This is a genomic window from Polaromonas sp. P1_E12, from assembly GCF_056405975.1.
In genome coordinates this window covers 353,128-364,825 of sequence record NZ_JBFUBB010000002.1, presented here as the reverse complement: position 1 = coordinate 364,825, position 11,698 = coordinate 353,128, and the positions used below count along the sequence as shown (strand labels likewise).

12 protein-coding genes are annotated in these 11,698 nt (G+C 63.9%); 2 read left to right on the top strand and 10 right to left on the bottom strand.

What is annotated here, in order from left to right; genetic code table 11:
• Window positions 1-756 (top strand): sulfite exporter TauE/SafE family protein, encoded by a 756-nt coding sequence (locus AC1D13_RS07560; protein WP_457280133.1) that lies wholly within the window; start codon window positions 1-3, stop codon window positions 754-756.
• 11 nt (window positions 757-767) lie between these two features.
• Here AC1D13_RS07560 and AC1D13_RS07555 read toward each other — a convergent pair whose 3' ends face one another.
• From AC1D13_RS07555 to AC1D13_RS07515, 9 genes are all read right to left on the bottom strand, one after another.
• Complete coding sequence (locus AC1D13_RS07555) at window positions 768-1,535, bottom strand: transglutaminase-like domain-containing protein (RefSeq protein WP_457280132.1); 768 nt, start codon at window positions 1,533-1,535, stop codon at window positions 768-770.
• A 172-nt stretch (window positions 1,536-1,707) separates the two neighbouring features.
• The gene (locus tag AC1D13_RS07550; RefSeq protein WP_457280131.1) at window positions 1,708-2,856 is read right to left on the bottom strand and encodes a mannitol dehydrogenase family protein; all 1,149 of its coding nucleotides are present in this window, start codon (window positions 2,854-2,856) and stop codon (window positions 1,708-1,710) included.
• A gap of 13 nt (window positions 2,857-2,869) precedes the next feature.
• The gene (locus tag AC1D13_RS07545) at window positions 2,870-3,880 is read right to left on the bottom strand and encodes a zinc-binding alcohol dehydrogenase family protein (RefSeq protein ID WP_457280130.1); all 1,011 of its coding nucleotides are present in this window, start codon (window positions 3,878-3,880) and stop codon (window positions 2,870-2,872) included.
• 22 nt (window positions 3,881-3,902) lie between these two features.
• Complete coding sequence (locus AC1D13_RS07540; protein ID WP_457280129.1) at window positions 3,903-4,232, bottom strand: L-rhamnose mutarotase; 330 nt, start codon at window positions 4,230-4,232, stop codon at window positions 3,903-3,905.
• A gap of 132 nt (window positions 4,233-4,364) precedes the next feature.
• A complete protein-coding gene (locus tag AC1D13_RS07535; RefSeq protein ID WP_457280128.1) occupies window positions 4,365-5,372 on the bottom strand; it encodes an aldo/keto reductase in 1,008 nt (335 codons plus the stop codon).
• Between the two features lie 50 nt (window positions 5,373-5,422).
• Entirely contained in the window at window positions 5,423-6,367 is a 945-nt protein-coding gene (locus AC1D13_RS07530) for an ABC transporter substrate-binding protein (protein WP_457280127.1), read from the bottom strand.
• Window positions 6,368-6,435: 68 nt separating this feature from the next.
• A complete protein-coding gene (locus AC1D13_RS07525) occupies window positions 6,436-7,419 on the bottom strand; it encodes an ABC transporter permease (protein WP_457280126.1) in 984 nt (327 codons plus the stop codon).
• 31 nt (window positions 7,420-7,450) lie between these two features.
• On the bottom strand, window positions 7,451-9,028 hold the full coding sequence (locus tag AC1D13_RS07520) for a sugar ABC transporter ATP-binding protein (RefSeq protein ID WP_477689277.1): 1,578 nt from the start codon (window positions 9,026-9,028) through the stop codon (window positions 7,451-7,453).
• 218 nt (window positions 9,029-9,246) lie between these two features.
• A complete protein-coding gene (locus AC1D13_RS07515; RefSeq protein WP_457280125.1) occupies window positions 9,247-9,954 on the bottom strand; it encodes a FadR/GntR family transcriptional regulator in 708 nt (235 codons plus the stop codon).
• A 283-nt stretch (window positions 9,955-10,237) separates the two neighbouring features.
• Between AC1D13_RS07515 and AC1D13_RS07510 the strand changes: the two genes are divergently transcribed.
• Window positions 10,238-10,648: an FKBP-type peptidyl-prolyl cis-trans isomerase gene (locus AC1D13_RS07510; protein WP_477689276.1), complete on the top strand. Its 411-nt coding sequence runs from the start codon at window positions 10,238-10,240 to the stop codon at window positions 10,646-10,648.
• A gap of 3 nt (window positions 10,649-10,651) precedes the next feature.
• On the opposite strand, the gene AC1D13_RS07505 is transcribed toward AC1D13_RS07510, so the two are convergent.
• Window positions 10,652-11,527 (bottom strand): alpha/beta fold hydrolase, encoded by an 876-nt coding sequence (locus AC1D13_RS07505; RefSeq protein ID WP_457280123.1) that lies wholly within the window; start codon window positions 11,525-11,527, stop codon window positions 10,652-10,654.
• Window positions 11,528-11,698: the final 171 nt, after the last annotated feature.

The following is an 11,698-nucleotide window of genomic DNA, read 5'->3' as shown; positions in this document are numbered from 1 at the left end:
TTGGACGCTCACATCATCCTGATCGTCGCGGGGGCGGCGGCAGCGGGGTTTGTCCAGGGCCTGTCGGGTTTTGGCTTCAGCCTTGTCGCCATGTCTTTCTGGGCCTGGGCTATAGACCCGAAGCTGGCGGCTGTCATGGCGGTGTTCGGCGGCCTGACGGGCCAGGTCATGGCGGCCTTTACGGTCAGCCGCACAACTGACTGGAAGCGCCTGCTGCCGTTTCTGGCCGGCGGCCTGCTGGGGCTCCCGCTGGGTTTGCTGTTGTTGCCGCAACTTGACGTCCAGCTCTTCAAGCTGTTTCTCGGCATGCTGCTGGCGCTATGGTGCCCGGCCATGCTTTTTTCGGGCAAGCTCCCGCGCATTCACCATGGGGGCCGCGTCGCCGACGGCACGATTGGCGTTGCCGGTGGTTTCATGGGGGCCTTGGGTGGTTTCAGCGGTGTGATTCCGACACTGTGGTGCACCCTGCGCGGCTACGAAAAGAGTGCCCAGCGCGCCGTCATCCAGAACTTCAATCTGGCCGTGCTGACCGTCACCATGGCCAGCTATGTTGCCGCCGGCCTGGTCACGCGCGAAACGCTGCCCATGCTGGCCATCGTGGCGCCTGCTGCGCTCATTTGCGCCTGGCTGGGCGGGCGTGTTTACACGGGCATCAGCGACCTGGCCTTTCGCAGACTGGTGCTGAGCCTGCTGACCTGCTCCGGCGTGGCGATGCTGGTGTCATCCGTGCCGGAGTTGCTGCGGCGGATGGGCTAGGGCCTGTCATTTCAATAAAAACGCGAGCCGGCCCGCAGCTCACGAATGGCCCGAATCATGGTCGGAGCCAGCGCATTCCATTGCAAGGCCCGCAGTGATCGACGGTAACGCAGCCCGCTGCCCCCGAGGGATGCCGACACCAGTTCCAGAGGATCGCTCACCACGCACAGAAGCCGCGTGAGCATGGGGTCCTGCTCGGTAGGCACACCGCCGAGGAAGGCGTCGTTCTTTCCGTCCCACAGAAGCTGGGCATTGATGTGGATACCCCAGCCGCACTCCCAGCCGTTCGCTTTCAGGCGTTCGAGCGCCGCAGCCACGTATTCGGCATCGAAGATGTAGGTGTCGGTGCGCACCCAACGGCCCAGCCAGAACTCCGCCAGCGGCCGCGCCGCCGGCGTGGCCCGCGGGATCAGGCCGCGAAGCATCTCGCCGCGCATCTCCATGTAGCGCACACGGGCCGGGATGCCGGCGGAGCGCATCAGCGCGATCAGCAGCGTCACCTTGTCGTCACCGTCGCCTCCGCGCGCCTCAAGTACGTCGCGGGCGGTCGGGTACTGCAGCTTGATCCGCTTGGTATAAGGCAGGCGCTTGACGAAGCGATAGATAGCCAGTGCCTTGTCCCGGTCGGTGCGGCACAGCTGGACAATCGAGCGAGCCTTCAGGCGCAGCTTGGTGTCGTCCAGGTCCAGCAGGGGCGTTGTGCCAAGCCAGTCCTGCGGCCGGTCGCTGGCTCTTTGATGCAGCCGGCGGGGCGAATCGAATTGTGCGGCAAGTGCCACCATGGAACCACCGACGGAGTGAATGGTTTACGCATCGTAACCCCGGAGGCGCAATTGCGGCGAATTTCCGTTCCACGCCCGGGCGCTGAGGGACTGGCCCCTGGCATGAGGGCTCGCGGCGTCGGATGTTGCGCCGCAGCATGTCATCAAACGCAGGTGACCAGCCGGTGGTTCAGGCACCAGTGCCCAGGGTGCTTCCGGTTTCAGCTAACGCATTGCGCAGCTGGGTCTGTGCGATGGGCAGTTGCAGCGCCACGGCGCGCTCTAGCACGGGTGCCAGGCGGCGCAGCTTCTTCTGCGCGTGGTCCTTGGCAATGTCGGCCAGACGGTGTTCCAGAAACGGGTTGAGCAGGCGGTCGCGCAATTCCACCAGGTAGGCGTGGGCCTCGGGGCCTGTGCCCTCGGCGTCAAATACCGGCAGCACCTCGTCGGCCCACACGGCCTCCAGCGGGGTGCGCAGCGCCGGGGTGTGCATGGCCTGCATCACGGTCATGTCAGCAGCACCGCCCAGCAGCTGCCAGCGTTCGGCCAATATCGTGTGGCCCAGGTTCAGCAGCCAGAGCTTGCGTTGCTCGAAGGGGGCCAGTGCATCCGTCACCACCATGGCCGGGTGGCTGCAAGGAAGCACCATGCGCGGCTGGCGTTCGATGGCCCACAGCGCATAGGGCTCGGCCACTGCACCGGCGGGTTCCAGCGGAGACGACACGATGCGGTCCACCAGTGAATTGACCCACACGCAGTGCTCCCGCACATAGCGAAGGAAGGCGGGCGTAACGCCCCAGCTCTGTGCCAGCGTGGATACCAGGTTGCGCAGCGTGTCCCCGTTGCGGTTGACCAGTTCGCAGGGGTACAGCGTCAGGGGAGCCTCCGGCTGCTGCTGCCAGCGGTGGTGCAGAAGCGCCACCAGCTTGGCCGGGTAGCTGCGCGGCGGCGGCGTCGTCGTCGGGCTACGCAGCAGCGCCGCGGTGTCGGAGTCGTCCAGTGCATAGCCCATGTCCGCGGTGTTGGAGATGATGACCTGCACGGTGGTAGCCATGGCATCGCGCAACAGTGTCCAGTCGCGGCGGGCATGCCAGACGGCCTGTACTGCGTTCACTTGCACGGTTTCCTCGATACGCCGGCCATGTTGCATGCCGCGCAATTCGACGCGGTAGCCATGTGCCAGTGCCGCGGCGCGCGCGCTGCTCTGCGGGCTGTCTGTGCTCTGCACCACGGTTATGCCGCCCAGCGCCTGGCCCTGGGCCAGGGCCTCGGACACAAACAGGTCCGCATGCGCCTGCAGAAAGCGCCCGGTGCCAAACTGGAGGATGGGCGTGCTCACGTGGAGACTCCGGTCAGCATTCGATCAGCGCCTTGACGACGCCCTGCGTGGGGTCCAGCAGGGTGGCGAACTGGGCGGGTACATCGGCCAGGGCCATGCGATGAGTGTTGAGTGCTGCGGTGGGGATTTTGCCGCCCCGCATCGCCTCAAGCACCGTTTCGAAGTCTTCCATGGTGGCATTGCGGCTGCCCAGCAGCGTCGCTTCGCGTTTATGAAACTCCGGATCGGCGAACGTAATATTGTCCAGCACTATCGACACCAACACATACTTGCCGCCATGGGCAATGAACTGGAAGCCGCGCTCCATGGCCCTTGCGTTGCCCGTGGCGTCAAAAACGACATCGTAAAAATCTCCATCGGTCAGTGCGCGCAGCTCGTCCAGGTCGTTGTCACCTATCACAACACCCGCATGCGCCCCCAGGTGTTGTTTGCAGAATTCCACCCGCTCCTTTCGCGTGTCCAGCGCTGTGACCTGACCACCACGCAGGCCGGCGAATAGCAAGGCAGCCATGCCGATGGGGCCCGTCCCTACCACCAGTACACGCTGGCCGGGCTGCACGTCGGCGCGACGTACAGCGTGGGCACCAATAGCCAGAAATTCCAGCATGGCGGCCTGGTCCAGTGAGACACCCTCTGCCTTGCGCACAAACTGCGCGGGTACGTTGAGATACTCTGTGAAGGCGCCGTCGCGGTGCACGCCCAGCACCTGGATGTGGACGCAGCAGTTGGTCTTGCCCTGGCGGCAGGCTACACACCGGCCGCACGACAGGTAAGGCATGACGAAGACGCTGTCGCCGGCCTGAAGGGGGCCGTCCGCTGGAGCTTCCTCTACGGTACCCGCGATCTCGTGGCCCATGACGCGTGGATAGGCCAGGAAGGGTTGCTTGCCGGTGAAGATGTGCAGATCTGTGCCGCACACCCCCACGCGGCGGATGCGCAGCAGCACATCGCCTTCATTGCGGATGGGCATGGCCCCTTCGACCGTGCGCAGCACGCCGGGAGTTTCGCAAATGACTGTCAGCATAGATGTCCTTGGGTGGAAGTGGTTAGTCAATGTGGAATACGGATTCCATGGCGGCCCAGTGCTCGCCTGGGCCGCGGGTTTGAAGGGGGCGTTGGCAGGGGCCGCAGAGGGTCCACCAACGCTGCGTCTCAGCATCAGCGGCGATAGCGGCCATGTCCGCGTCAAAGTCCCGGCCGTGGTATTCCCAGTAGCCGAACAGCAGGTTTTCCGGCTCTCGCAGAAAAATGCTGTAGTTGCGCACCTGCGATTGGTGAATGCGCTGCAGCACAGCGGGCCAGACGGCCGCGTGCAGCCGCTTGTACTCGGCGATGTGCCGGGGGTCGATACCAATGACCCATCCCATTCGTTGCATGTCAATTTCCGTCTATATGTTGGCCAAGGTGGTACAGGCGGCGCGCATTGCCGCCAAAGATGACGGCCAGTGGCCAGTGCGGTTTGCCAGATTCCAGAAATGCGGGTGCGCGTCGATCAGCATGGGGCTTCCTCAGACTGGTACCGGCGCATCGGGATGCAGCAGGCCGCGGCTGCGCAGGGCCTGCCACAGCGTGGCGGGAATGGGCGTCTCCAGCCAGGCGACGTTCTGTTGCAGCTGGGTTGCGGTGCGGGTGCCGGTGACGCAGCTCACCACCGCAGGGTGCGCCAGTGGAAACTGCAGTGCGGCGGCCTGCAGGGGCACGCCGAATTCCTCGCAAGCCAGCGCCAAGGCTTGCACGCGCGCCACCACGGCGGGCGGGGCTTCCGCATAATTGAATTTGGTGTTGCCCGCCAGGACGCCGGAGTTGAACGGCGCGGCCACCACGATGGCGTTGCCGCGGCGCATGCAGTCGCCCAGAAAGGGGGTGATGCAGTCCTGCTCCAGCAGGGTGTAGCGCCCGGCCAGCATGGTGCAGTCCAGGTCGAACTCCTGCATGCTGTCCATCACCACCTGCCATTCGTTCACGCCCAGGCCCACTGCCTTGGTGGCACCGCTTGCGCGCAATTCGTCCAGCGCGCGGAAGCCGCCCCCCGTGGTCAATTGTTGCCAGTAATGCGCATGCTGTTCGCCGTGGGTGTCGCGGCCGATGTCGTGTACGTACAGGATGTCGATGTGGGCCAGACCCAACCGTTGCTGGCTGTCCTCGAATGAGCGCATCACGCCGCTGTAGCTGTAGTCATACTGCGGGCGAAACGGGTAGGGGTTGGCCCATCCGCCATCGCCAGCAGTCACACTGGCATCAGGACGCAGCAGGCGGCCCACTTTGGTGCTGACTACATATTCGTGCCGGGGGCAGTCGGCCAGCTGGGCGCCCAGGCGGTGCTCGGAGCGGGTGTAGCCGTAGTAGGGTGCCGTGTCGAAATAGCGCACGCCGGCCGCCCAGGCGTTCGCAAAGACCTCCTCTACCTCGCGGGCGCTGGTGGCACGGTACAGGCCCCCCATTTGCGAACAGCCCAGGCCCAGGGCTGTCAGCCGCAGGTCCACGCGGGGAAGGAGTTTCAGATCCGTGGTGTGCATATGCCCATCCTCCGGCAGCCGGTGCCGGAGGGTCCTTGGGTTGGAACGGTTTAGTAGAGAACGTTCTTGGCTGCGGGCGTGTCGATGTTTTTCTTGGTCACCATCAACACACCGGTATCGCGGAAGGCGGGCACTTTCTTGCCTGCCACGATTTCCGCCACCGTCTTTACGCCGAGGTTGCCCATCTCAAAGGCGCTTTGCACGGCAATCGCCTCGATGGTGCCGTCTTTCACAAAGCCTTGCAGGTCGGAGTTTCCGTCAAAGCCAATGGCGACCACCTTGCCGGCTTTGCCCGACTGAACCAGTGCGCGGCCCATGCCGATAGCGGTGGGTTCGTTGGCGCCGAAGATGCCCTTGAGGTCGGGGTTGGCGGCCAGCACGTCGGTGGTCTGGTTCAGTGCGGTACCCATCTGCGAGTTGGAGTAGAAGGGGCCCACGATCTGCAGCTTGGAATGCTTCTTGATGTAGTCGGTGAAACCTCCCACGCGGCCGATTTCGGAGCCCGAGCCCGCGGTGTAGGACATGACGGCAATTTTGCCGGTGGTACCGACTTTCTCGATCAGCGTCTTGGCGGACATTTCTCCGGCAGTCTTGTTGTCGGTGGCCAGGAAGGACTGGTAGTAAGCCTTGCCGGAATCCGATGCGGCGGAGTCAATCAACACCACAGGAATCTTGGCTTCCCAGGCTTTTTTCATGGCGGGGATCAAGGCATCCGGATCCGACGGGGCCAGCACGATGCCGGCGACCTTGCGGTTCACGGCGTTTTCCACCAGGGCCACCTGCCCGGCCAGGTCGGTGTCGGATGCTGCGCCCTGGAAGGTGGCGGTGTAGCCCTTGAGATTTCCCACGGCAGCGTTGGCACCCTTCTTCACGTTTTGCCAGAAGTCCGAGTTGGCGGTCTTCACGATGACGGCAATTTCCTTGTCGGCGGCCATAGCCATCGACGACGCAGCGACCAGGGCGGCTGCGATCAGTGTGTGGACAAATTTTTTCATTTCTTTCCTCATGGGTAGTGGTTGTGGAGGTTGTCTCTCGAAGTCCCGGTAAGCCCTGCCGGTAGGGATCACTTGCGATGGCGCATCTGGTCGATCCATACGGCCAGCAGGATGACGACGCCAATCAGAATTTGTTGAGTGAAAGCGGACACGCCGCTCATGTTCAAACCGTTGCGCAGGATGCCAATCACGAACGCGCCAATGACGGTGCCCGACACCGTGCCCACACCACCCGTGAGCGAGGTCCCGCCTATCACCGCGGCGGCAATGGCATCAAGTTCGTACATCAGGCCCTCGCTGGGCTGGGCCGTGACCAGGCGTGACATCAGCACGCAACCGGTCAGCCCGGCCAGCAAACCGGAAAGCACATAGGCAAACAGCGTCACGCCGTTGACGTTCACGCCCGAGAGCCGGGCGGCTTCCAGGTTGGAGCCGATGGCGTACAGATGGCGGCCCAGCGTGGCACGGTTAAGCAGGACGGAGACGGCCAGCGCCAGCACGATCATGAGCACCACGGGATAGGGAATGCCGACGAACACCACATCGGGGAAGCCGTCCGCACCGATATTGACGATGCGGAACAAGGCTCCGTTGCCCAGTTCTGCGAAGCTGTCGCCCAGGCCGCTGATGGCGCGGGCATCGGTCAGCTGCAAGGCCACGCCGCGTGCCACCAGCATCATTCCCAGGGTGGCAATAAAGGGCGGCAGTTTGAGCACCGTCACACACAGGCCGTTGATCAGCCCGCACAGGGCACCGACCAGCAGGCCGGCAAACATGCCCAGCGGCACGGGCGCGCCCGCCTTGACCAGCATGGCGGCCACGACGCCGGACAGTGCCAGGATGGCACCTACCGAGAGATCAATACCCCCCGTGATGATCACGCAGGTTGCTGCGATGCCGAGGTAGGCAATGGATGTCACCTGCAGCGCCACGGTCATGCCATTGCCCACGCTGAAGAAGGCGTTGCTGGTGAACGAGAAGATGGCGATGAGTCCCAGCAGGCTGGCCAGCGCGGCAAATTTCTGAAACAGGTCTTGTTGTTGTTCGGTCATGGTGTGGTTCGGGAAAGAAGTCCTGGAGGGTTCAGTGGGTCAGCTGGTCGGCTTGCAGGGGCGGCACGCTGCGGCCGGAGGCGTAGTGCATGACCTCCTCCTGATCGGTCTCGCGGGTGGGGAGGATGGTGACCAGGCGGCCTTCATGGAAGATCGCGACACGGTCGGTCATCCCCATGATTTCGGGCAGCTCGGAGCTGATCATCACGACGCCAATGCCCTGGCCTGCGAGCTGGTCCAGCAACTGGTAGATCGCGTACTTGGCGCCCACATCAATGCCGCGTGTGGGCTCGTCAAAGAACAGCACGCGTGATTGACGGAACAGCCATTTGCTGATCACGAGCTTCTGCTGGTTGCCCCCCGAGAGCAGGCGCACGATCTGGCTGCTGCTGGGCGTGCGAATGTCGAGCGCGCCGATGTAGTGGCGTGCGGCATCCTGCTCTTTGGAAAACTGGATCATGCCCGCACGGTTCGACACGGCTTCCATGTGGGCCAGTGTGATGTTTTGCGCCACATTCATCTTCAGTGCCAGCCCGTCGTGCTTGCGGTCCTCTGACAGATAGGCCAGTCCCTGGCGCACGGCATCCCGTGGCGAGTGAATGGTGAGACGCTGCCCGGCCAGAAACACCTCGCCGGCGTCGATGGGGTCGGCACCAAAAATGGCGCGAGCGACCTCGGTGCGGCCAGCCCCCATGAGCCCCGCAAAACCCAGGATTTCGCCACGGCGCAGTTCAAAGTTCACGTCGTGAAACACACCCTGGCGTGTCAGGCCTTGCACGCGCAACAACACGTCGGTCGTGGGCACGGACGTTCTTTTGGGGAATACATCGTCCAGCGAGCGCCCCACCATCCTTGCCACGATCTCTTCCACGCTGGTGTCGGCCAGGCGTTCGGTGGACACGTAGCGTCCGTCGCGCAAGACGGTGACCCGGTCCACGATGAGCGCCAGTTCGTCGAGGCGGTGGGAGATGTAGACAATGCCCACCCCCGTACGCTTGAGCTCGTGGATGATGGCAAACAGCTTCTCGGTCTCCGACTCCGTGAGGGACGAGGTCGGCTCGTCCATGATGAGCACCTGGGCGTTGAGCGACAGCGCCTTGGCAATTTCCACCATCTGCTGCTGGGCTACCGAGAGGGTTTTGACCAGAGCGTCCGGTGAGATGTCCTGCCCCAACCGGTCCAGGCATTGCTTTGCCTGGCGGCGCAGTGCTGCCCGGTCGATCAGCCAGCCTTTGCGTGGCTCGCGGGCCAGGTAAATGTTTTCGGCCACCGTGAGGTGTGGAGCCAGGTTCAGCTCCTGGTGAATGATGGCAATGCCGACAGCCTCGGAGTCGGCGGTGGATTGGAACTGGCAGGCTTCGCCACGGTAGTACAGGACCCCCGCATCGGGCTGGTACTGGCCGCTGATCACCTTCATCAGCGTCGATTTGCCCGCGCCGTTTTCGCCGCACACCGCGTGTACCTCCCCACTTCGCACCTCAAAGCTCACACCATCCAGTGCCAGCACTCCCGGGAAGCGTTTGGTAATCCCTTCCAGGCGCAACAGTACGCCAGCCTCAACGGGGCTGGGCGCGTCGGGACAGACGGGATCGGACACGGATGACAGCAATGCGAACTCCTCTTTGGCGGGTCAGGGAACCGGGAGGGACCAATTTGCATGTTTTGCAAATTGGTAAGGCCACCTGACACAATCTGCCGTATTTGGCCTTACCAGGAAGCGCGTGGGTATTGGTGCTTACCCGTGATCCAGCGTCAAAATCTGTGTGAAAAAACGAAACAAAATCTGCGCAATTGCACAGGCCTGGCCACGAGGTGCAGAGCTTGGGCTCATGACCATTCGCGGCGGTTCTCGACCCAGCGCTGTTCGGAGGCTTGCAGATGCATGCGCATGGCGTTCTGCGCGGCCAGTACGTCCCGGTTCTCCAGGGCGCGCAGGATGGCCTCATGCTCCTGTAGCGCAACGGCCCAGCTTTGGCCGGATTCGGAGTGCGCGCTCAGGCGCGCGGCAATCGGGCTATGGCGCTCGTCAAACAGCTCGCCCACCAGCCGCTCCAGCACGGAGTTGCCTGTCATGGCTGCAATCGTCTGGTGAAACTGCCGGTCAAAGGCCAGGGGCGAACGGTTTTGCGCCATGGCGGACAGCATGTTGTCCAGAATCTGTCGCAGCGCCAACAGTGCTTCGGGCGTGGCTTTGGCGCAGGCCTGCAGCACGATGGTGCCCTCGATGGCGGCGCGTGCCTGCATCAGCTCGATCGGACTTTCGCCCATGGTGGCCAGGGACTGCGGCTTGCGCTGGGCCGCGCTGCAGACGTACACGCCAGCGCCCATGCGCACTTCCACGCTGCCCTCAATTTCCAGTGCAATCAGTGCCTCGCGCACCGAGGGGCGTGAGACGCCCAGCTGCAGGGCCAGATCGCGCTCCGGCGGCAACCGCGCACCCGCGGTGTAGTTGCCCTTGTCAATGAAGGCGCGAATCTGCTCGGCAATTTGTTGGTAGAGCCGACGGTTGTCGACCTGTTTGAGTTGGTCCAGCATGAATCCTCCGCGTGAAGTGCAGTTTATGCGACGGCGGTTTTTGCTATGGGGTTATGGTTCGAACTGGTAAGGCCAATGCAAAATTTTTCACGCTGACGTTACCAATTTGAGCCAATTTTGATTGGCTGGAGTACCACTCATACCTTCCGCCCCCTCAGGATCCAGCGCAGCGACCTGACAACCTGAGATAGGCGAGCCGGCACCACTGAGGCAAGGCGAGAGCCAGGACGATAATCCAGGTCACCCTCTCCGATTACCCCATAGCCACGAAAGCATGACCTCCATGAAGACATTGACCGCCGCGCTCATCGCCCTGGCCTCCATTGCCCTGTCCAGCACCGCCCTTGCCACCGCCCCGGCCGAGACCCTGCCCAGCGGCGTGAAGATCGTGCACAGCACCGACGGCACCGGCGCGCAGCCCAAAGCGACGGACACCGTCAAGGTGCACTACCGCGGCACGCTGGCCGACGGCAAGGAATTTGACAGCTCTTACAAGCGCGGCGCGCCCGCCACCTTCCCGCTGAACCGCGTGGTGCCATGCTGGACCGAAGGCGTGCAGAAGATCAAGGTCGGCGGCAAGGCCACACTGACCTGTCCACCCGCCACGGCCTATGGCGACCGCGGCGCCGGCGGCGTGGTGCCACCCAATGCCACGCTGACCTTCGACATCGAACTGCTCGCGATTGAAAAGTAAAAGCTAAAGAGGCGCTTCGAGCGTCGTGAGGAGGGCTTTGTCGAAGGCCTCCGCGCGCTCGAACTGCAGCCAGTGGCCGGCGCCTTCGACCAGGGCCAGGCCCCTGAAGTCCGCAGCTCGCTCCAGGGCTGCCCGCAGCCCATCAAGCTTGCCGCGGTACAGCGCATCCTCTTCCCCGTAAATCGCCCACACCGGGCAGCGCAGCCGCGCCAGTGACTGAGCCAGCGCGCCGGTGCGCGCCAGGCTGCGGCCCTTCATGCGGTCGCGCAGCACGTTGGCGATGTGCAGGCGCAAGGCCAGTTCGTTGATCGCGTCCGCGCGGTACAGCATCAGCGCCGCGAGGTTGTGGCGATGGATCTCGTCGCGCTGGCCCGCATCGGTGATATGCCGCCATGCGCGCAGGCGTATGGCTTTTTCGGGCGCGACACCCAGGCCGGGCGCACCCACCAGCACCACACGCGCCGCCCGGGCGGGGAAGCGCTCCGCCACAAAGCCGGCCACCATGCCGCCAAAGGAAAATCCCACGAGGTCGCAGGCCGCCTCGCCCGCCAGCAGGGCCAGCCCTTGCTCGACCGGTTCGGGCAGCACGTCGGCATCGGTGCCCCGTAAAGGCGCGGCCGAATCGCCAAAACCGGGAAGGTCGGGCACCAGCACCCAGCGGCCCGACGCGGCCAGCGCGGGGATGTTGCGCAGCCAGTGCATCCAGCTGCCGCTGCCGCCGTGCAGCAGCACCAGGGGCGCGAGCCCGGGCCGGCGCGTGGCCTGGCCCCACGTGTGCCAGACCATGGTGCCGTCGCCGCAAGGGGTTTCAAAACGGCTGGCCGTGCGCAGCATCGCAAGCGCTTCGGAGGGCAGCTCAATGTTTGCCGAATCTGTCATGGGAGATAGAACCTGTTTACGGTCTAAACGGAGCCGCGTTGGGGTGCAATCGGGATGAGTGGGCCGACCGGGCCCTTGCATGGGCTAATGCCCATGCAGGGGCCTGGGTGGCTCAATCGCCCGACCGCCCAGCCGGCCGGCTGGGCGTCGTGCAGCTGCCCCAATGGGGAT

Bases quoted from the DNA above. Each gene is read 5' to 3' on its own strand.
- AC1D13_RS07515 (WP_457280125.1), bottom strand. From the start codon at position 9,954: ATGCTGGACCAACTCAAACAGGTCGACAACCGTCGGCTCTACCAACAA.
- AC1D13_RS07505 (WP_457280123.1), bottom strand. From the start codon at position 11,527: ATGACAGATTCGGCAAACATTGAGCTGCCCTCCGAAGCGCTTGCGATG.
- AC1D13_RS07535 (WP_457280128.1), bottom strand. From the start codon at position 5,372: ATGCACACCACGGATCTGAAACTCCTTCCCCGCGTGGACCTGCGGCTG.
- AC1D13_RS07530 (WP_457280127.1), bottom strand. From the start codon at position 6,367: ATGAAAAAATTTGTCCACACACTGATCGCAGCCGCCCTGGTCGCTGCG.
- AC1D13_RS07510 (WP_477689276.1), top strand. From the start codon at position 10,238: ATGAAGACATTGACCGCCGCGCTCATCGCCCTGGCCTCCATTGCCCTG.
- AC1D13_RS07545 (WP_457280130.1), bottom strand. From the start codon at position 3,880: ATGCTGACAGTCATTTGCGAAACTCCCGGCGTGCTGCGCACGGTCGAA.
- AC1D13_RS07540 (WP_457280129.1), bottom strand. From the start codon at position 4,232: ATGCAACGAATGGGATGGGTCATTGGTATCGACCCCCGGCACATCGCC.
- AC1D13_RS07525 (WP_457280126.1), bottom strand. From the start codon at position 7,419: ATGACCGAACAACAACAAGACCTGTTTCAGAAATTTGCCGCGCTGGCC.